Annotated in this window: 17 protein-coding genes; 10 read left to right on the forward strand and 7 right to left on the reverse strand. The window is 67.7% G+C overall.

Annotated features, from left to right (window positions below; genetic code table 11):
• Nucleotides 1–252: 252 nt before the first annotated feature.
• Both xseA and queG read right to left on the reverse strand, forming a co-directional pair.
• Complete coding sequence (gene xseA / locus N5D45_RS07665) at nt 253–1,584, reverse strand: exodeoxyribonuclease VII large subunit (protein ID WP_057503873.1); 1,332 nt, start codon at nt 1,582–1,584, stop codon at nt 253–255.
• A 44-nt stretch (nt 1,585–1,628) separates the two neighbouring features.
• A complete protein-coding gene (gene queG / locus N5D45_RS07670; protein WP_049454822.1) occupies nt 1,629–2,699 on the reverse strand; it encodes a tRNA epoxyqueuosine(34) reductase QueG in 1,071 nt (356 codons plus the stop codon).
• 23 nt (nt 2,700–2,722) lie between these two features.
• On the opposite strand from queG, the gene N5D45_RS07675 reads away from it, so the two are divergent.
• From N5D45_RS07675 to N5D45_RS07700, 6 genes are all read left to right on the forward strand, one after another.
• Nucleotides 2,723–4,207, forward strand: coding sequence for a bifunctional ADP-dependent NAD(P)H-hydrate dehydratase/NAD(P)H-hydrate epimerase (locus N5D45_RS07675; protein WP_057503871.1), 1,485 nt, complete (start codon nt 2,723–2,725; stop codon nt 4,205–4,207).
• A complete protein-coding gene (gene tsaE / locus N5D45_RS07680) occupies nt 4,204–4,686 on the forward strand; it encodes a tRNA (adenosine(37)-N6)-threonylcarbamoyltransferase complex ATPase subunit type 1 TsaE (protein WP_164194416.1) in 483 nt (160 codons plus the stop codon). The genes N5D45_RS07675 and tsaE overlap by 4 nt, the downstream gene beginning before the upstream one ends.
• Before the next feature lie 82 nt (nt 4,687–4,768).
• On the forward strand, nt 4,769–6,343 hold the full coding sequence (locus tag N5D45_RS07685; protein ID WP_164194419.1) for an N-acetylmuramoyl-L-alanine amidase: 1,575 nt from the start codon (nt 4,769–4,771) through the stop codon (nt 6,341–6,343).
• Nucleotides 6,344–6,546: 203 nt separating this feature from the next.
• Entirely contained in the window at nt 6,547–8,454 is a 1,908-nt protein-coding gene (mutL, locus tag N5D45_RS07690; protein WP_019336846.1) for a DNA mismatch repair endonuclease MutL, read from the forward strand.
• An 11-nt stretch (nt 8,455–8,465) separates the two neighbouring features.
• A complete protein-coding gene (locus tag N5D45_RS07695) occupies nt 8,466–9,395 on the forward strand; it encodes a DUF1684 domain-containing protein (protein ID WP_049482277.1) in 930 nt (309 codons plus the stop codon).
• Between the two features lies 1 nt (nt 9,396).
• A complete protein-coding gene (locus N5D45_RS07700) occupies nt 9,397–10,350 on the forward strand; it encodes a TraB/GumN family protein (RefSeq protein WP_164194422.1) in 954 nt (317 codons plus the stop codon).
• Between the two features lie 73 nt (nt 10,351–10,423).
• Here the strand turns inward: N5D45_RS07700 and phaR are convergent, their stop codons facing one another.
• The 3 genes from phaR to gluQRS form a co-directional block, all read right to left on the reverse strand.
• Nucleotides 10,424–11,062 (reverse strand): polyhydroxyalkanoate synthesis repressor PhaR, encoded by a 639-nt coding sequence (gene phaR, locus N5D45_RS07705; RefSeq protein WP_257471829.1) that lies wholly within the window; start codon nt 11,060–11,062, stop codon nt 10,424–10,426.
• Between the two features lie 85 nt (nt 11,063–11,147).
• Entirely contained in the window at nt 11,148–11,888 is a 741-nt protein-coding gene (phbB, locus tag N5D45_RS07710) for an acetoacetyl-CoA reductase (RefSeq protein WP_010486596.1), read from the reverse strand.
• 17 nt (nt 11,889–11,905) lie between these two features.
• A complete protein-coding gene (gene gluQRS / locus N5D45_RS07715) occupies nt 11,906–12,826 on the reverse strand; it encodes a tRNA glutamyl-Q(34) synthetase GluQRS (RefSeq protein ID WP_164194424.1) in 921 nt (306 codons plus the stop codon).
• 93 nt (nt 12,827–12,919) lie between these two features.
• Here gluQRS and htpX point away from each other — a divergent pair, with 93 nt between their 5' ends.
• A complete protein-coding gene (gene htpX / locus N5D45_RS07720; RefSeq protein ID WP_010486600.1) occupies nt 12,920–13,786 on the forward strand; it encodes a protease HtpX in 867 nt (288 codons plus the stop codon).
• Nucleotides 13,787–14,486: 700 nt separating this feature from the next.
• On the opposite strand, the gene N5D45_RS07725 is transcribed toward htpX, so the two are convergent.
• Complete coding sequence (locus N5D45_RS07725) at nt 14,487–15,314, reverse strand: inositol monophosphatase family protein (protein WP_005417749.1); 828 nt, start codon at nt 15,312–15,314, stop codon at nt 14,487–14,489.
• Nucleotides 15,315–15,434: 120 nt separating this feature from the next.
• Between N5D45_RS07725 and N5D45_RS07730 the strand changes: the two genes are divergently transcribed.
• From N5D45_RS07730 to N5D45_RS07740, 3 genes are all read left to right on the forward strand, one after another.
• The gene (locus N5D45_RS07730; protein ID WP_010486603.1) at nt 15,435–16,205 is read left to right on the forward strand and encodes an RNA methyltransferase; all 771 of its coding nucleotides are present in this window, start codon (nt 15,435–15,437) and stop codon (nt 16,203–16,205) included.
• A gap of 103 nt (nt 16,206–16,308) precedes the next feature.
• A complete protein-coding gene (locus tag N5D45_RS07735) occupies nt 16,309–17,184 on the forward strand; it encodes a phosphate/phosphite/phosphonate ABC transporter substrate-binding protein (protein ID WP_239519207.1) in 876 nt (291 codons plus the stop codon).
• Complete coding sequence (locus tag N5D45_RS07740) at nt 17,181–19,307, forward strand: EAL domain-containing protein (RefSeq protein ID WP_164193898.1); 2,127 nt, start codon at nt 17,181–17,183, stop codon at nt 19,305–19,307. Before N5D45_RS07735 ends, N5D45_RS07740 begins: the two co-directional genes overlap by 4 nt.
• Nucleotides 19,308–19,388: 81 nt before the next feature.
• Here N5D45_RS07740 and epmB read toward each other — a convergent pair whose 3' ends face one another.
• Nucleotides 19,389–20,405: an EF-P beta-lysylation protein EpmB gene (epmB, locus tag N5D45_RS07745; RefSeq protein ID WP_057503863.1), complete on the reverse strand. Its 1,017-nt coding sequence runs from the start codon at nt 20,403–20,405 to the stop codon at nt 19,389–19,391.
• Nucleotides 20,406–20,515 lie beyond the last annotated feature (110 nt).

Raw genomic sequence — 20,515 nt, forward strand, 5'->3', positions numbered from 1 at the left:
AGAGATTCATCCACGCATGGCGTGGATCTACCGACCGTCATCGGGACACTGTCGAGGGTGGGGCGGTGTGGCTGTGCAGGACCGTTGGCGCCATGGATGGCGCCATCGAGTCCCCAGGGATGGGTTTACGGCGTGTCCTGCACAGCCACACCACCCCGCCAAGCTATCAGCAATCCAGAGCCGCTTTCGTTGTTGCTTCGGCTGTTGCATTTGCCTCTGCAGGTGCAGGGCGCAGCCCTGCCGAACAACCCTCTACTTGACCTGCACGTCGATCACGCCGTCGCCGACGCGCGCCTGCAGCGCATCGCCAGGCTGCACCTGATCGACCTTCCGCACCAGAGTGCCGTCGTCGCTGCGGGTGAGGATGCTGTAGCCGCGGGCCACGGTCGCCAGCGGGCTGACCGCTTCCAGCGAACGCGCCAGCCCGCGCAGGTGCAGTGCATCGCGTTCCAGCAGGCGCTGCATTGCAGCCTGCGGACGCCCACGCAGGGCGGCGAGGCGGCGCTGCATCGCGTCGAGCTGGCGCTGCGGATGGTGCCCGCGCAACACCGCCGCTGCATGGCGCAGGCGTGCGGCACGGCGTTCCTGCTGCTGATTGAACGCGGCATGCAGGCGCCGGCCCAGGTCCAGCTGGCGGCGACGCAGCAGATCCAGCCTGGCCTGCGGGCTCTGCGCGTTGAGGCGCAGCAGCGCACGGTCGGCACGCTGCATCGCCTGCTGCATCGTGTGCCGCTGCAGCTGCACCATGCGTGCCGCCGTGCGGCGCAGGCGCAGCGCCAGTTCGCGCTGGTCCGGCACCAGCAGTTCGGCGGCCACCGACGGTGTCGGCGCGCGCAGGTCGGCGGCGAAGTCGCTCAAGCTGAAGTCGGTTTCGTGGCCCACCGCCGACACCACCGGGGTGCGGCTGGCGGCGATCGCACGGGCCAGTGCTTCATCGTTGAAGGCCCACAGGTCTTCCAGTGAACCGCCGCCGCGGGTCAGCAGGATCACGTCGTAGCGACCACTGGCATCGGCGGCCTGCAGCAGGCGGGTGATCTGTGCAGCGGCGCTGCTGCCCTGCACCAGGGTCGGCAGCAAGTCCACTTCAAGCAGCGGGAAGCGGCGGGCCAGCACGCTCAGCACGTCGCGCACGGCGGCGCCGGTGGGCGAGGTGATCACTGCCAGGCGCTGCACGTGCGCGGGCAGCGGCCGCTTGCGCGCCGGGTCGAACAGGCCCTCGGCCTCCAGGCGTGCCTTCAGCTCTTCGAAGGCGCGGCGCAATGCGCCTTCGCCGGCTTCCTCCATGTGGTCCAGCACCATCTGGTACTCGCCACGAGCGTCATACAGGGTCACCTTGCCACGCACCAGCACGCGCATGCCTTCGCGCGGCACGAACTTCAGGTACTGCGCCTTCATCCGGAACATCGCCGCGCGCAGCTGCGCGCGTGCGTCCTTCAGGGTGAAATACAGGTGCCCGGAGGAAGGACGGGCCACGCTGCCCAGCTCGGCCTCGACCCAGATCGCCGGGAAGCTGCCTTCCAGCAGATCGCGGGCCAGGGTGTTGAGCTGGCTGGGGGTGAGGATGTCGTTGTTGCGTGGCTGCATGGGAACGGCGTGCTGCGGGTGGAGCGGGTGCTCAGGATCGCACGTCAGCGCGCCGTGTGCTGGCCCAGTCCCCACTGCACGTGTTCACGCACCAGCGGCGAGGGATCGTCGATGCGGGTCTGCAGTGCAGCGAGCGCTTCGACCGAAGAGGGGGCATTGCCCAGCGCCACGGCGATGTTGCGCAGCCAGCGCTCGTGGCCGCTGCGCCGGATCGGGCTGCCTTCGGTGCGGCGCAGGAACTCGGCTTCATCCCAGGCGAACAGCTGGTCAAGCCGCGCGGTATCGAGGTTGTTGCGTGCGCGGAAGTCGGCTTCGTCGGTGCGCTTGGCGAACTTGTTCCAGGGGCACACCAGCTGGCAGTCGTCACAGCCGTAGATGCGGTTGCCGATCAACGGCCGCATGTCTTCGGGGATGGCACCGTCGTGCTCGATGGTCAGGTAGGAGATACAGCGCCGCGCATCCAGGCGCTGCGGGCCGGTGATGGCCTGGGTCGGGCAGACATCGATGCAGCGCGTGCAGGTACCGCAATGTGCAGTGGCCGGAGCATCGATCGGTAGCGGGATATCGATGTAGATCTCGCCGATGAAGAACCATGAGCCGCCATGGCGGTCGATCAGGCAGGTGTGCTTGCCGATCCAGCCGAGACCGGCATTGCGCGCCAGTGCGCGTTCCAGTACGGGGGCCGAATCGACGAACACGCGGTAGCCCAGCGGTGCCACTTCATCGTTGATCTGCGTGGCCAGCTTCTGCAGGCGGTTGCGCATCAGCTTGTGGTAGTCGCGGCCCAGCGCGTAGCGGGCCACGTAGGCACGTCCCGGGTCGGCCAGGGTCGCCCAGGCTTCGGTGTCGTCCTTGTGGCTGTAGTCCATGCCTACCGAGATCACCCGTACGGTGCCGGGCAGCAGCTCCGCCGGGCGCGCGCGCAGGGTGCCGTGGCGCGCCATCCAGTCCATCGTGCCGTACAGGCCCTGGCCCAGCCAGTCGGCCAGGTGCGCTTCATCCTCGCCCAGCTCGATGCCGGCGATGCCGCAGCGCTGGAAGCCATGCGCACGGGCCAGTTCGCGGATGCGCTGCACGGCCTGGGCCGGATCGACAGGGGTGGGGGCAGGGGACATGTGCACCAGTATAAAATCCCTGCATGGCCAACCTCGCCGATCTGTTCGATTCTGCTGCCGCGCGTGCGCTTGATGCGCAGGCCTCGGCACTGGCTGCCGAGGGCGGCTGGGGCCTGATGGCGCAGGCCGGCCAGGCTGCCTGGCAGTGCCTGCTGCAGCACTGGCCGCAGGCGCGGCGGATCGGCGTGGTGGTCGGAGCGGGCAACAACGGTGGCGATGGCCATGTGCTGGCCCGCCACGCGCTGCAGGCCGGGCGTGAGGTGATGGTGATCGCCTTGCCGGGGAAGTCACCGTCAACCGTGCTGGCACAGCGTGCGGCTTCGGAATTCAAGTCCGGCGGCGGCACCATCACCGATTTCGACGGCGCGCTGCCCGAGGCTGATATCTGGGTCGATTCCCTGTTCGGTCTGGGCTTCGATCGCGCGCCGGAAGGCGTGGCGCAGGCGCTGATTGTCGCGCTCAACGCGCAGGCGGTACCGGTATTGGCGCTGGACGTCCCCAGTGGCGTCGATGCCGATCGCGGTGCCGTACCGGGCGTGGCCGTGAAGGCCGCTTTGACCCTGCAGTTCATCGTGCCGCATCGCGGGCTGTATACCGGCGACGCGCTGGATCATTGCGGCCAGAAGGCGCTGGCGCCGCTGCAGCTGCCCGCGGCCGCACGGCAGGGCGTGTCACCCGCCGCGGAGCACTGGACCCAGGCCCGCTTGCCGGCACTGCTGCCGCCGCGCCGCGCCAACACCCACAAGGGCGAATCCGGGCACGTGCTGTGCGTCGGCGGCAACCATGGCAGCGGCGGCGCCATCGCCATGGCGGCCGAGGCCGCTTTGCGTGCGGGCGCGGGATTGCTGAGCCTGGGTACCCGCCGCGATCACGTCGGTCCGTTGCTGGCGCGCCTGCCGGAGGCGATGACCCACGCGCTGGAAGACGGCGATGTGCTGCCGGCGCTGCTGGACAAGGCCAGGGTGGTCGCGATTGGCCCCGGTCTGGGCCAGGACGAATGGGCGCGTGCACTGTTTGCGCGGGTGCTGGCCAGCGCCAAGCCGCTGGTGGTCGACGCCGATGCGCTGAACCTGCTGGCGCAGGATCCGCGCGCGCTACCGGACGCCATCCTTACGCCACATCCGGGCGAGGCCGCGCGCCTGCTCGGCTGCAGTACCGCTGACATCCAGGCTGATCGCTACCGCTGTGCGCAGGCGTTGGCCGAACGCTTCCACGCCGTGGTGGTGCTGAAGGGCGCAGGCAGCATCGTGACGGCCCCCGGGCAGGCGCCACGGCTGATCGGTGCAGGCAATCCCGGCATGGCCGTGGGAGGCATGGGCGATCTGCTCACCGGCATCATTGCCAGCCTGCGCGCGCAGGGGCTGGCCGCCTTCGACGCTGCCGCCGCTGGTGCACTGCTGCATGCGCTCGCGGGCGACGCCGCGGCCGCCGATGGCGTGCGCGGCCTGCTTCCTACTGATCTGCTGTCGCCGTTGCGGCGACTGGCCAACCCGGAACTCTCTCGATGATCGATTTCTTCCTTGCCGACAGCGATGCCACTGAACTGCTCGGGCAATGGCTGGCGGCCACCCGGCCGCCGCAGGCGCTGGTCGAACTGCGCGGCGACCTGGGCGCCGGCAAATCCACCACCGCCCGCGCACTGCTGCGCGCGCTGGGCGTGCAGGGCGCGATCCGCAGCCCCACCTACACCCTGGTCGAGCGCTATCCGCTGGCCAGTGGCGGTGAGGCGTGGCACTTGGACCTGTACCGCATCGGCCAGGCCGGTGAGCTGGATTTCCTCGGCCTGGACGAGGGCAGCGCGGTGCTGTGGCTGGTGGAATGGCCGGAACGCGGCGCCGGCGCGCTACCGCCGACCGACCTGGTGGTGGCGCTGGAGATCGAGGGGCAGGGGCGTCGCGCGCGTCTCACTGAAGTAAGCGACGTCGGACATGAATGGTTGAAGCGGCTTCCCAAGGGGGGCGACTTGCAGGCCATTTCTGTCGGCTGACGAGAACAAAGACCGGCAGGTTACGGATTATTAAGGAAAAAGGTGTTGCATTCCGTTCAGCGCGGTGATTGAATCCTGAGCCATGCGCCCGGGGAACCGTCTCATCGCTATCTGTGCCGCCGTCGGACTGGGTCTGGCGAGCGTCAGTGCGTGGGCCGGTGAAGTCCGCCAGGTCCTGCTGAATACCGGCGCTACCGGCACCCGTGCCGAAATCTCGCTGGTCGGCAGTGGCGGCTACAAGACGCTTTCTCTGGCCGGTCCGAACCGCCTGGTGGTCGATTTCCCCGACTCCAGCGCCATACGCAACCTGAAAATGCCGGCTGCGCAGGGCGTGGTTACGGCGGTGCGTACCGGACAGCCGGTGCCGGGCACCTTCCGTGTCGTTTTCGACCTTGCTGAATCGGTGGCGCCGTTCCGCCCACAGATGCAGCGCGAGGGCAATGAATCCAAGCTGGTGATCGAATGGCCGGGCGATGGCCCGGCCGTGGCCGCCAGCCGTCCTGCAGTGACGCCGGCGGTGCAGCCACAGGCACCGGTCAACACGCCTGCACCGACGCCGACGCCGACGCCGGCGGAGAGCGCGCAGTCGCGTTCCGATGCTGCGCGTGCCACCGCGCTGCTGACTGCCCAGGTTCGCCAGCAGGCCAGTGCCACTGCCGCCGCGCCGGCCACGCCCACCCCGGCGCCGTCCACTTCACCGGCCCAGGTCGCGGCGGCCGGTACCGTGGCCAGCAGCTCGCCTTCTTCGTCGCCGGCCGCGATCCTGGCTGGACAGCGCACCGCAGCGGTGGTGACCACGCCGCCGGCTACGGTGCCCGCACCGGCACCGACGACGGTGGAACCGCCGCGTCCGGCCATGCCCAGCGATGCGTCGCGCATCCGCATGCAGGCTGGCATGCGTCATCTGGTGGTGGCCATCGATCCGGGTCACGGCGGCCAGGATCCGGGCGCGATCGGCCCGACCGGCAAGCGCGAAAAGGATGTGACCCTGGCGGTGGCGCGTGAACTGGCCCGCCAAGTCAATGCGACGCCGGGCCTGAAGGCTTACCTCACCCGCGACAGCGACGTGTTCATCCCGCTGCCGATGCGCGCACAGAAGGCGCGTGCGAACAAGGCCGACATCTTCATTTCGATCCATGCCGACGCGGCCGAAAACCGTTCGGCCACCGGTTCGTCGGTGTACGTGCTGTCGACCAAGGGCGCCTCTTCGCAGCGCGCCCGCTGGCTGGCGGACAAGGAAAACGCGGCCGACCTGGTCGGTGGCGTGCGCCTGCAGCAGACCGAAGGCACGCTTGCCAACGTGCTGCTGGATCTGGCCCAGAGCGGCTACATGAAGGCGTCCGAGGACGCGGCCGGCCACGTGCTGGGCGGCCTGAAGCGGATCGGCAACAACCACAAGCCGAACATCGAGCGCGCCAACTTCGCGGTGCTGCGCACCTCGGACATGCCGGCGATGCTGGTGGAAACCGCCTTCATCTCCAACCCGGATGAAGAGCGCCGCCTGATCGACCCGGCCTACCAGCGCAAGATCGCCGGTGCCGTGCTGGACGGTGTGCACACCTTCTTCAGCCGCCAGCCGCCACCGGGCACGTTGTATGCCGCCCGCGCCCAGGCCGAGATCGACGCAGCCGGCACCATGGCCGGCGGCAGCAAGTAACCCGCCGAAGGCGGTTTACTGCTTTCTGTAGAGTCGAGCCGCGCCCCATGACCGATGGGCGCCCTTCTGATGAACGCAACGCCATGCGCGCGGACCCTGCCGCTGGGCACGCGGGATGATTCATGCTCGACTGGGCCTTGCCGGTAGCCCGTCAGTCGAGCATGGCTCGACTCTACCCTCGGCCGCTCCGTTATCATCCCCGCATGACGTCTGCTACCCATCCGCGCCCGATCCGGCCGTTGCCGGAGATCCTCATCAACCAGATCGCCGCCGGCGAAGTGGTCGAACGTCCCGCGTCGGTGGTCAAGGAGCTGGTCGAGAACGCGATCGACGCCGGTGCCAGCCGCGTTGATATCGATCTTGAAGAGGGCGGTGTACGCCTGATCCGCATCCGCGACAACGGCAGTGGCATCGCACCGGAACAGCTGCCGCTGGCGGTATCGCGCCATGCCACCAGCAAGATCGCCGATCTGGACGACCTCGAATCGGTGGCCACGCTCGGCTTCCGGGGTGAAGCGCTGCCGTCGATCGCCTCGGTCAGCCGTTTCACTCTGTCCTCGCGTCGCGCACATGACGAACACGGTTCGGCGCTGCAGATCGAAGGCGGCAAGATCGGCGAAGTGACCCCGCGCGCGCATGCGCCGGGCACCACGGTAGAAGTGCGCGAGCTGTTCTACAACGTACCGGCGCGGCGCAAGTTCCTGCGCGCCGAGCGTACCGAGCTGGGCCATATCGAAGAATGGCTGCGTTCGCTGGCGCTGGCGCGGCCGGATGTCGAGCTGCGCGTGTCGCACAACGGCAAGGCCTCGCGCCGCTACAAGCCGGGCGATCTGTATTCCGATGCGCGATTGGCTGAAACGCTGGGCGAGGATTTCGCCAACCAGGCCGTGCGCGTCGACCACAGTGGTGCCGGCCTGCGCCTGCACGGCTGGATCGCGCAACCGCATTATTCGCGCGCCAGCGCCGACCAGCAGTACCTGTACGTCAACGGCCGTTCGGTGCGCGACCGCAGCGTCGCCCATGCGGTGAAGATGGCTTACGGCGACGTGTTGTACCACGGTCGCCAGCCGGCCTATGTGCTGTTCCTTGAGCTCGACCCGACCCGCGTTGATGTCAACGTGCACCCGGCCAAGCACGAGGTGCGTTTCCGTGATTCGCGGCTGGTGCATGATTTTGTCTACCGCACGCTGAAGGATGCGCTGGCCGATACCCGTGCCGGCATGTCGGCGCAGGACATCGGTGCCGGCTCCGCGCATCCGGCGGATGCAGGTGCGGCATCGATGGTCTCCAGTGCAGGCGCCTCCGGTTTCGGTCTGGTCCGCGGTGCCGCACCGGGTGCCGGTTCGAGTGGCGGCGGTGGTGGATTCTCGGGCTGGCGCCCGCAGCAACCGCTGGGGCTGCAGGTGGCCGATGCTCCGGCTGCCTATGCCGCGCTGTATGCCGCACCAGCCGGCGCCGAGCGCGGTGCTGCGCTGCCGCCAATGCCGACCGAGAACGGACTGCCGGTCACCAGTGCCGACGCAGGCGTGCCGCCGCTGGGCTACGCGATCGCGCAGCTGCATGGCATCTACATCCTGGCCGAGAATGCAGAAGGCTTGATCGTGGTCGATATGCATGCCGCGCACGAGCGCATCGGTTACGAGCGCCTGAAGAACGCGCACGACGGTATCGGCCTGCAGTCGCAGCCGCTGCTGGTGCCGATCACGCTGGCAGTGGGCGAGCGTGAGGCCGACACTGCCGAAAGCGAAGCCGACACACTGGCGGCGCTCGGCTTCGAGGTGACCCGCGCCGGCCCCGGATCCCTGCATGTGCGCAGCATTCCAGCGCTGTTGGCGCATGCCGAACCGGAAGGGCTGCTGCGCGACGTGCTGACCGACCTGCGCGAACACGGCCAGAGCCGGCGCGTGGCCAGTGCGCGCGATGAACTGCTGTCGACCATGGCCTGCCATGGTGCGGTGCGCGCCAACCGGCGCCTGACCGTGCCGGAGATGAACGCGCTGCTGCGCGACATGGAAATTACCGAGCGGTCTGGCCAGTGCAACCACGGCCGACCGACCTGGGCCCGTTTTTCGCTGGCGGAGATCGACCGCTGGTTCCTGCGCGGACGTTGAGGGGAGCATCGATGCGTTATCGGGGAGTGGGCGGCCTGCTGGCCGCTCTGGTGTTGGTTGCCTGCAGCCCGGCGACACCGCCGGCGCCGAAGGTCACTGAAGATCCGGCCTACGCGGCCACGCAGCAGCAGTGGCGGGTAGCGCGCTACCAGGATCTGACCCGGCCGGACGGTTGGACAGCGCTGGTCGGCCTGCACTGGCTGCAGAACAAATCGCACTTCGTCGGCAGCGGCGCGACCAATGGCATCCGCCTGGCGGTTGGGCCGGACAAGCTGGGCCTGCTGCGCCGCGAAGGCAGCCAATGGTGGTTCACACCTGAGGCCGGCGTTGACGTCAGCCATGACGGGCAGCCGGTGCGCGGCCGCATCCGTGTCGACACCGACAAGGATCCGCAGCCGACGCTGCTGGCCTTCGATGGCAGCAAGGGGCAGCTCAGCATCATCCGCCGCGGCCCGCGCGATGCGCTGCGGGTCAAGCATGCCGATGCGCCGGCACGCCGAGATTTTGCAGGACTGGAGTACTGGCCGGGTGGTCCTGACTGGCAGGTGCAGGCGCGCTTCATCGCGCACTCGCCGGGCAAAACCCTGCCGATCGTCGATATCACTGGCCTGACCACCGAGATGCCCAACGCAGGCGCGGTCGAGTTCCAGCGTGATGGCCGCAGTTGGCGGCTGGAGGCGATTGGTGCGCCCGGTCAACCGCTGTTCCTCATCTTTGCCGACCGCACCAGTGGCCGCGGCAGCTATCCGGCGGGGCGTTACCTGGATACCGATGCGCCGGCAGCCGATGGCACGGTACGCATCGATTTCAACCATGCCTACAACCCGCCGTGTGCGTTCACCGCCTACGCGACCTGCCCGTTGGCGCCGCCGGAAAACCGGCTGGACCTGCGCGTGGAAGCGGGCGAGAAGGCTTACCACCTGCCTGAAGGAGAAGGCTGATATGCCGATCAGATCCCTGTTGCGTACCGCCGTTGTACTGGCGGCCTGTGCGCTGGCACCGCTGGTTGCAGCGCGTACCGCGCAAGCCGACATCGCTGGCGCAGCGGTGGCCAAGCCGCCGGTGCCGTTGCTGTGGAAAGTGACTGGGCCGGGCGACTCGCGCCTCTACCTGCTCGGTTCCTTCCACCTGCTGAAGCCGCAGGACTACCCGTTGTCGCCCGATGTCGAACAGGCGTTCGAGGCCTCGCAGCGGGTCGTGTTCGAACTGTCGCCGGAAGACATGCAGTCGCCACAGCTGGCCAGCCGCATGGTGCAGGCAGCGGTCCGCACCGATGGCAGCGAGCTCAAGCGTGACCTGGATGCTGCGACCTGGCAGAAGCTGCAGGTGTTCGCCACCGAGAACAAGCTGCCGCTGGCGCAGATGCAGGGCATGAAGCCGTGGTTTGTCGGCCTGAGCATTTCGGTCGGGCAGATGCAGAAGCTGGGCCTGGACCCCGCACTGGGCCTGGATCGTCACTTCATGGAGCGTGCGCAGAAGACCGGGCGCAAGACCGCGGGACTGGAAGACATCGATACCCAGATCGGCATGCTCGACGGAATGACGCTGCAGGAACAGCGGCAGATGCTGGCCGAAGCGCTGGACCAGGCTGGCAAGGCCGACGAGCAGGCACGCCAGCTGCATGATGCCTGGCGCCGGGGTGACGAGCGCCTGTTGTGGACCAGGATGGCGGCGGAAATGCGCCAGCAGTATCCACAGCTTTACCAGCGCATCAATACCGGCCGCAATGACGCCTGGGTGCCGAAGCTGCTGCCGTACCTGCAGGTCGGGCAGGGCGGCACGCTGGTGGTGGTGGGCACGCTGCACCTGCTGGGCAACGACGGCGTGGTCGAGAAGCTGAAGGCGAAGGGTTACAAGGTCGAGCGCGTATGCACGGGGTGCAAGGCGAAACGCTGATGTATCGCCGACGCGATTCAAACAAAACGGCGCGCCAGGGGCGCGCCGTTTTCGTATCAACCGTTGCTGCAGCTCAGCGGCGGGTCTTGCCGCCGGTGCCGGCGCCCGGTTCGTTCGGCTTGTTGCCGGTACCTGCCCCGGTTCCCGTTCCGGTGCCGCCCGGGCGCGGGCCACCGAAGCCCGTGCCCATGTTGCGCTGGAATTCCTGCCACAGCTCCAGGTTGCGCTCGGTCAGCTGGTTCATCATCGCCCATGGGGTCTGCCCCAGCAGGTTGCCCATCTGCTGGCGGAACTGCTGCTGCTGGTCGAGGAAGACCTGCATGCTGCGCTCCAGGTAATTGCCCATGAAGCCCTGCAGGGAGTCGCCGTAGAAGCGGATCAACTGGCTCAGCAGCTGGGTGGACAGCATCGGTTCGCCGTCCTGTTCCTGGTCGGCGATGATCTGCAGCAGGACTGATCGCGTGAGGTCGTCGCCGCTCTTGGCGTCGCGGACTTCGAAGTCTTCACCGTCCAGGATCAGCTGGCGCACGTCCTCGATGGTGATGTAGCTGGAGATCTCGGTGTCGTAGAGACGGCGGTTCGGATACTTCTTGATGATGCGGGTCGCAGCCATGAAGCGGTACTCGTCACAGTAGACGCGCAGCATGGCGCAGTGCAGCAGCCGTTGCAACCGCCTCAGCCCCCGCCAGGCTTGGCTTTCGGCGGCGATCATGTTGCGCAACAAGGGTTTGCGTGCTGCGCAGCATGACTCTTGGCAGGGGCCCGGCGGCGATCGCCGCGAGGGTCCCCTGCGCGGCTTACCAACCCATATGGTGGCCGCCGTTGATGTCCAGGTTGCTACCGGTGATCCACGAGGCTTCGTCGGCAACCAGGAACGAGACGCCGTAGGCGATTTCCTCCGGCTTGCCGAGGCGTCCGGTGGGGATATCGGCGATGATCTTGGCACGCACTTCCTCCGGAACCGCCATCACCATGTCGGTGGCGACGTAGCCGGGCGAAATGGTGTTGACGGTAATGCCGAAGCCGGCGTTCTCGCGCGCCAGCGAGATGGTGAAACCGTGCATGCCGGCCTTGGCCGCCGCGTAGTTGGCCTGGCCGTACTGGCCCTTCAGGCCGTTGATCGAGCTGATCTGGATGACCCGGCCCCAGCCGCGGCGGCGCATGCCCTCGATGACCGGACGGGTGACGTTGAACACCGAATTGAGGTTGGTATTGATCACATCGTGCCACTGGTCCGCGCGCATGCGATGGAACGTGGTATCGCGGGTGATGCCGGCGTTGTTGACCAGGATCTCGACCGGGCCCAGCGCGGCTTCGACCGCACGCACCAGCGCTTCGGCGCTGCCCGGATCGGAGACATCGCCCGGGAAGATCGACACGCTGTAGCCGCGTTCGGTCATCGCCTGCTGCCAGGCGCGGGCCTTGGCCTCGTCGCGGTAGTTGGTGGCGACCCGGTGGCCCTGGTCGGCCAGGCGTTGGCAGATGGCGGTACCGATGCCGCCGGTTCCGCCGGTGACCAGTGCGACGCGAGATGTCATGGAGTGCTGTCCGGGTATCAGGTGGGGGAAGGGTGATTCTGCAACATCGGCGCGGAAAGTGCGCCGGCTGGCAGCAGGATGTCGGTACGTGGCAGCCGCGCTGGGTCGAAGGCATTCCGAGCGGCCGCCAGCAGCGTGTCCAGATCGTGCGCAGGTTCCAGCGCTTCAGGTGCCTGGCCCAGCAGTTGCCAGAGCTGGCGCAGCACGGGCAGCGGGCGCGAACTGTCCACCGGCAGCGCCGCCAGCGACTTGGACAGCTTGTGGCCCGGGGCATCGAGCAGCAGCGGCAGGTGCCAGTAGCGCGGTACCGCCAGCCCCAAGGCCTGCTGCAGCAGGATCTGCCGTGCCGTGGAGTCGAGCAGGTCGGCACCGCGCACCACTTCGGTCACCCCCTGCGCGGCGTCATCGACCACCACCGCCAGCTGGTAGGCCCAGCAGCCATCGGCGCGGCGCAGCACGAAGTCGCCGACCTCGGCATGCACGTCCTGCTGCTGCGGGCCGCGCAGGCCATCGTCGAAGTGCACGATGCTGCCCGGTGGCACGCGGAAACGGACGGCGGGGTCCGGTCGCGGTTGCCGGGCGACGCAGTGATGGTGGATGCCGCCGCTGGCGGCCAGGTCGCCGCGGCTGCAGTGGCAGACAAAGGCCTGGTCGCTGGCGAGCAGTACGTCCAGCGCAGCCTGGTAGGCCTCGCCGCGCGCGCTCTGCCAGAAGATCGGGCCATCGTGGGCCAGACCGAACGCCGTCAGTGCCTGCAGTTGAGACTCGGCGGCACCGGGCACGGTGCGCGGCGGGTCGACGTCTTCGATGCGCAGCCGCCACAGGCCGCCGTGATGGCGCGCGAGCAGCCAGCTGCCGAAGGCGGCGAGCAGGGATCCGGGGTGGAGCAGGCCGGTCGGCGAGGGCGCGAAGCGGCCGCAGGGAACATTGGCGGTCATGCAGGCTGAATCGTCGGTCAGGTTGGCGCTTGAATTCAAGCTGACCACACCGCAAATTGACCGGTATCGACCCCTTCCGAGCCGGATTTTCCCATGTTTACCCGCATTGCCCTGTTCCTGGCGACCAATTTCGCGGTCCTGATCCTCGCCAGCATCGTGATGTCGTTGCTGGGGGTCAATTCGAACCAGATGAGCGGCCTGCTGGTCATGGCCGCGATCTTTGGTTTTGGTGGCTCCCTCATCTCGCTGCTGCTGTCCAAGTGGATGGCCAAGCGCTCCACCGGTGCGGTGGTGATCACCGAGCCGCGCAACCAGACCGAGCGCTGGCTGCTGGCCACGGTCGAGCGCCAGGCCAAGGCGGCGGGCATCGGCATGCCCGAAGTGGCCGTGTACGAAGGCCCGGAGATCAACGCCTTCGCCACCGGCGCCAACCGCAACAACGCGCTGGTGGCGGTGTCCACCGGCCTGCTGCACAACATGAGCGAAGATGAAGCCGAAGCGGTGTTGGGCCACGAGATCGCCCACGTCGCCAACGGTGACATGATCACCATGGCGCTGCTGCAGGGCGTGCTGAACACCTTCGTGATCGTGCTGGCCCGCGTGGTCGGCGGCATCATCGACAGCGCGCTGTCGGGCAACCGCGAAGGTGGCGGCCGCGGCTTCGCCTACTACATCATCGTGTTCGTGCTGGAGATGGTGTTCGGCCTGTTCGCCACCATGATCTCGATGTGGTTCTCGCGCCACCGCGAGTTCCGCGCCGATGCGGGTGGTGCCTCGCTGGCCGGTCGCCAGAAGATGATCGCCGCGCTGGAGCGCCTGCAGCTCAACCACGGCCAGAGCACGCTGCCGACCCAGATCGCGGCGTTCGGTATTGCCGGTTCGACGGCGAAGAAGCTGTTCATGAGCCACCCGCCGCTGGAAGAGCGCATTGCCGCGCTGCGGGCGTCGACGGTGGCGTAAATCTCCGTACTTCTACGGTAGTGCAGGAACGCCTGGCCCCGCGCCGGGCGTTTTTGTATGTGCGCGCACGCATTGGTGGCGCCGGGTACGACCCGGCGAGAGTCGTTTCCGCGACCGCGGAGGGGTGTCACTTTCTTTGCGCGCAAAGAAAGTAACCAAAGAAACGCTCCGCCAGCCGCGAGCCGACGCGCTGCGCACGCCGGTGCCCTGTGCTCCTCGGTCCGTCGAGGGACGGTGCGGGAACTCGCTGCGCTCAGACACCCGCACCTCTTCGCCCTCGCCGGACCTGCGGTGCTCGGCTCGCTTGAAGGCGGACTGGAAGGTCAAGATCAAGGGCAACAGCATCCACGCACGGATTGGACCTACTGGGTGCAGCTGTGGCATTTGACCTTGGCTCCGCCTTGAGCGAGCCGAGCATCGCAGGGGAATCAGGGGCGAAGAGGCGCCGATGTCTGAGCGAAGCGAGTTCGGCGCCGCCCCCTGATTCGCCGAGAAGCGCAGGGTACCGATGCGCAGCATCGGCTCGCGCCCTGGCGGCGTGTTTCTTTGGTTACTTTCTTTGCACGAGCAAAGAAAGTGACACCCCACCGCGGTCGCGGAAATGATCCCCAGGCATCGCCTGGCGCGCCAATGCGTCGGCGCACAAACGAAAACGGCACCTTCGCAGGTGCCGTCTCCATGAACCGCTTTACGCGGAACCTCAGAACTTCGCGTCGAACTCGGCAGCGTAGCCGGTGTTCACCAGCACCTTCTGCAGCGACTCGGCCACCTTCAGGTTGCCGGCCACGATCTGGTGGGTCTCCGGGCCGCGGTTGTCCATGCGGCCCAGGGTCGCGCCCTTGAAGTCGCAGACCTTGCCGCCCGCCTCGCGGACCAGCAGCAGGCCGGCAGCGATGTCCCATGCCTTCACGCCGGCTTCGAAGTAGGCGTCGGCGCGGCCGCAGGCCACGTAGGCCAGGTCCAGTGCCGCCGAACCGGTACGGCGGATGTCCTCGCCGTGCACCAGCAGGGCGTCGACTGCCTTGAGCTGGGCGCTGGCGCGGGAACGCTCGCGCGGGGCGAAGCCGGTGTGGATCATCGTGCCTTCCAGATCCTTGCGGTCGGCCACGCGGATGCGGCGGTCGTTCAGCACGGCACCCGCGCCACGGCTGGCGGTGAACAGTTCATTGCGCAGCGGGTCGAAGATGACCGCATCGGTCGGCTCGCCGTTTTCGACCAGGGCGATCGACACGCAGTAGTGCGGCACGCCGCGCAGGTAGTTGCTGGTGCCGTCCAGCGGGTCGATGACCCACATCTGGCGGCGCTCGCCCTGCACGCCACCTTCTTCACCGAAGATGCCGTAGTCCGGGTAGGCGCGCTTGAGTTCCTTGACGATGACCTTTTCCGCGTCCGCATCCACTTCGCTGGCGTAGTCCATCCGGCCCTTCTGCACCACGTTCAGTGCCTCGAGCTTGTTGATGTTGCGCAACAGGACGTTGCCGGCGAGGCGGGCGGCCTTGACCATGACGGTTACGGCGGGTTTCTGCATGGCGTGGGCTCCCGGAAAGGCAGAAGAGATGGACTGGCGGGGGAAAAGAGCGGGTCCGGCGCAGTGGCCGGCCGCACAGTTTACCATTGGTCATCGTCCAGCTCGACCTTTTCCCTGTTCATGTCCCAGTTTCCCGCCGCCACCCGCCTCCGATTCGTCCTGGTCGGTACCCAGCACCCCGGCAACATGGGGGCCGCCGCCCGTGCCCTGAAGACCATGGGCCTGGCCCGCCTGGTACTGGTCGCTCCCGAAAAGCCGCTGGACGAGGAGGCCTTCCGGCGCTCGGCCGGTGCCGAAGACGTACTGGGGGACGCCCCGGTGGTGGCGACTCTGGCCGAGGCCGTGGCTGACTGCCGCCTGGTGCTGGGCTGCACCGCCCGTGCCCGCCGTGTCCAGCTGGAGGAGTACCTGCCGGCCGATGCCGCTGCCCGCGCGGTGGCCAAGGCCGGCGAGGGTGCCGAGGTGGCGCTGGTGTTCGGCCGTGAGCGCACCGGCCTGACCAACGAGGAACTGCAGCTGTGCCATGCAGCGGTGCACATCCCGTCCGACCCGGAGTTCAGCTCGCTCAACCTGGCTGCTGCCGTGCAGGTGCTGGCCTATGAAACGCGCATGCAGCTGCTGGGTGCGCAGCCTGCAGCCGACGCCGAGCCGGGCTTCCGCGAACAGGCGGCCAGCCACGAGCAGATGGAGAGCTTCTTCGCCCAGCTTGGCGACACGCTGGATGAGATCGATTTCCACAAGGGCCGCGCCCCGGAATCGGCGATGCGCAAGCTGCGCCGCCTGTTCCTGCGCAGCGAACCCAGCGAGCAGGAAGTGCGCCTGTTGCGCGGCATCCTCGCCGACACCCAGCGCATGGCGCGACTGGCACAAGCGGGCAACAAGGACAGCTGACGACGTTCTCATTTTTTCGGGTAGTCTGTCTGGATACCCAGGGGGGATGAAGCCTGTGTCGGGTCTGCGAAAGGCAATGCAGGGGGGACTGCTGAGCCTGGCCATGGTCCTGCTGGCCGGGACGGTGCGTGCAGCACCGGACCCGGTACTGGTGCTGGGCCGGATCAGCGATGATCCCAAGGCGCATTACGAACAGCTGCAGCCCTTGCTGGACTACGTGGTGGCGCGCATGCACGACGTTGGCATCAAGGAGGGGAGGATCCTGATGGCACGCGACCCGCAGCAGATGGCCAGCTATCTGCGGCGGGGCAGGGTCGACTGGGTCACCGAAACCTCGGGTACGGCGGTGGCGCTGGGCCAGCGCAGTGGCGCCCGCCCACTGCTGCTGACCGAGCGCAACGGCGTGCGTGATTACCAGACGGTGTTCTTCGTGCGCCGCGACAGCCCGATCCAGCGCTTACAGGATCTGCGGGGCCATCGCCTGGCCCTGCAGAACACGGCGTCCACCAGTGCCTATCTGGTGCCGGTGATGACGTTGCTGCAGGAGGGCCTGTCGCCCCAGATCCTGGCCGGTGCATGGGACATGCCGGGCCGGGACAGTGTGGGTTACGTATTTGCACGCAGCGAGCTGAACATCGCGACGTTCGTGCACAAGGGGGTGGTTGACGTGGGAGCGGTGAGCAGCGTGGACTGGAATGACGAGCGGCGGATGCCGGCAGCGTTCCGGCGCGACTTCCGCGAGCTGCTGCGCACCGAACCCTACCCGCGTGCGGTGGAGATGGTCCGCGCCGACCTGGATCCACGCGTGCGCGATCGCCTGCAGGAAGTGCTGCTGCAGGCAGCCAGCGACCCGCAGGCGCAGGGGGCGCTGCATCGGTTTTTTGGCACTTCCGGGTTCCACCGCGTCGATGCGCATGCGCAGCAGCGGTTGGATGAATTGAAACAAGGATTGACGCGCGTGCGGATGGAAGTGGAATGAAGTGGCTTGGCTCGGGGATGCAGGCCCGGTTCCTGCTCGCGATGGGCGGGGCGATGGTCGTGGTGATCGCGATCCTTGCAGTGTTGTTGGGGCGGCAGACGGCGATGCAGAGCGAGGTGCGCAACCTCAGCGGCGGCGTCATCCATGAACTGTTCGACCGCAGCGTGCGCAGCCGCGGCGAGGCGATGGCGCGTGAGTTGTCCGACGCCTTGGCCAACCCGTTGTACTACCGCGATCTGGACCAGGTCGGCGTACTGGTACGCAGTACCGCGCGCCAGCCCGTGGTGCGCTATGTACTGGTGTTCGACGAACGCGGCCGGCTGGTACACGACGGCTCGGTCGAGGTGTCCGGATTCGGCCAGCCGATGGCCGATCCCCTGGCACCCAAGGCTGCAGCCGCGCAGATGCTGGTCGTGCAGGAATCGCCGAAGGTGCTCGACAACACCATGCCGATCATGATCGGCAACCAGCGCATTGGCGGCGTCCGGGTCGGCATGGCGCTGGATGAGGTGCAGCAGCGCGAGCAGGCGGCCAACGCCACCCTGGGCGAGCGCCTGCAGCAGGTCGGCAGCCGTCACCTGGGCTGGCTGCTGCTGATGCTGGGCCTGCTGGTGGTGATCGGCGTGGTGGTGATCCTGTACGTGCAGCGCACCCTGGTCGCGCCGATCCGTGATCTTGCCGTCGCCGCGCGTCGCATCGAGGCCGGTGACTACCAGACGCCCCTGGCCGAGAACACCCGCGACGATGAGGTCGGCGAACTGGTACGTGGTTTCGCCCGGATGCGCGATGCGATCGCCCGCCATGACCGCGAAGTGCGACGCATGGCCTATACCGACGCGCTGACCGGGCTGACCAACCGGCTGGCATTCCGCGAGGCGCTTGATCATCGGTTGATGGCCGCCCGTGCCGCCAATCACCGGTTGGGCCTGCTGTTCGCCGATATCGACGACTTCAAGCGGGTCAATGACACCCTTGGCCACGAGGCCGGCGATGAGGCATTGCTGCAGTTCGCCCAGCGCATCGGCCGCGCGGTCACCGAGGCCGGGGGCGATGAAACCCTGCTGGCGCGCTTCGGCGGAGACGAGTTCGTGATCCTGGTGGGCGACGGTGATGTGGCCGCCAACGCGCGGCTGCTGGCCGAAGTGCTGGTGCGCGAGCTGGGCAAGCCGCTGGTGGTGCAGGGCAGGGAACTGTTCCTGGGCACCTCGATCGGCGTGACCCTGTTCCCCGACGATGCAGCCGATGCGACCACCCTGCTGAAGAACGGCGACATCGCCATGTACCAGGCGAAGATGGCCGGCAAGAACTGCTATCGCTATTACAGCCGGGCGATGGACCATGCGGTCGAGCGTCGCGTGCATATGGAACAGGAGCTGCGCGGTGCCTGGGAGCGCGGCGAACTGCGCCTGGCCTACCAGCCGATCTTCCGCATGCGCGACCGCCGGATGGTCGGCGTTGAAGTACTGTTGCGCTGGCAGCACCCGACCCTGGGCACGATTCCGCCCTCGGTGTTCATCGAGGTAGCCGAGCAGAGTGGGCTGATCGAGATCATCGGCCCGAAGGTCCTGCGTGCGGCCTGCATGGAGGCCTCGCAGTGGCCGCGCGGGGTGGCCGGGGACGACCTGTTCGTGTCGGTCAACGTGTCGCCACGGCAGTTGCGCGGCGGTGAGCTGCCGGCACTGGTCGCGCAGTGCCTGCATGAGTCCGGGCTGCCGGCGTCGCGCCTGCATCTGGAGCTGACCGAAACCGCCGTGATCGGCGACGAGATGGTTGCCGCGCAGCTGCTGGACAAGCTGCACCGCACCGGCGTGAAGGTCTGGCTGGATGATTTCGGGACCGGCTTCTCCGGGCTCAGTCATCTGCGCCAGGTACCCGTGGACGGCGTGAAGATCGACAAGAGTTTCGTGGCCGACATGCAGCGTGACCCCGATGACCTCGCGCTGACCACGGCGATCATTGCCATGGCCCACGCGCTGGGCATCACCGTGGTGGCCGAAGGCATCGAGCAGCAGGCGCAGTTCGAGCTGCTGGCGCAGCGCGGCTGCGACCTTGGGCAGGGCTATTGGCTGAGCCACCCGGTGACCGCCACCGAAGTGGTGCGGATGATCGAATCGGGCATCTGACCGACACAAAAAAGGGGACGGAGGGGATTAAGTCGCAAATGCATAAGCGACTTAATCCCCTCCGTCCCCCTTTTTTTGGGGCTACACCGGGCGCTTGCTCGGATCGCCGGGCAGTTCGCGCACCAGCTTGGGGATCAGGTAGCCGGACAGGCGTGCGGTCAGGCCGGCAATCAGTGCCTTGGCCTGGGCATCGTCCACTTCGAAATGGGCCACGCCCTCGACCCGGTCCAGCTGGTGCAGGTAGTAGGGCAGCACGCCGGCGGCGAAGCTGCGCTCGCTCAGGTCCTGCAGGGCCTGCACGCTGTCGTTGACCCCGCGCAGCAACACCGCCTGGTTCAGCAGCTGGGCGCCGATGCCGCGCAGGCGGGCCATCGCCGCGTCTACGCTGGCATCGAATTCATTGGCATGATTGGCGTGGACCACGATCGCCAGCGGCCACGGCAGGCTGCCCAGCCAGGAGACCAGTTCATCGTCCACGCGCTCCGGCAGCACGATCGGCAGCCGGGTATGGATGCGCAGGCGGCGGATATGCGGGATCGCGCGCAGGGCGTCGGTCAGCTCGGCCAGCTTGTGCGTGGCCAGCGACAGCGGGTCACCGCCGGACAGGATCACCTCGTCGATGTCCGGGTCGGCGGCGATGGCGGCTACGGCCTCCTGCCAGCCACCCTTGGCGGCGTTCTCCGCCCCATAGTCGAAGTGGCGGCGGAAGCAGTAGCGGCAGTTGATCGCGCAGCTGCCGGTGGCGACCAGCAGGGCACGGCCACGGTACTTCTGGATGACGCCGGTGGCCTTCTTGGCGGCACCGTCGCCCACCGCATCGAAGCTGAACCCGGGCACCGGGCACATTTCCTCGTCGATCGGCAGCACCTGGCGCAGTAGCGGGTCGGCCGCATCGCCAGGGCGCATGCGGGCCACGAAGCCTTCCGGCACGCGTAGCGCGAACTGGGCCATGGCCGCCTCCGAGACGCCCAGCGCGGCCGGGTCCAGCTGCAGCCGGGCCAGCAGCGCGTGCGGGTCGCGCAGCGCCTGGCGCCAGAGCTGCTGCCAGCGCGCGGGCGCACCTGGCGACTGGGGCCGTGGGAAGGCGGAAAGCTGCATGGAGAGGGGGCCTGCGGTTATCATGGGGGCAGAAAAACAGTCGCCCACCGGCATCCGGTGGGCTTTCCATTCTAACGGCTCGCCGCACCAGCGGCGTTTTTGCCACTCAG

Source organism: Stenotrophomonas sp. GD03819, assembly GCF_029841665.1.
Classification (GTDB): domain Bacteria; phylum Pseudomonadota; class Gammaproteobacteria; order Xanthomonadales; family Xanthomonadaceae; genus Stenotrophomonas; species Stenotrophomonas geniculata.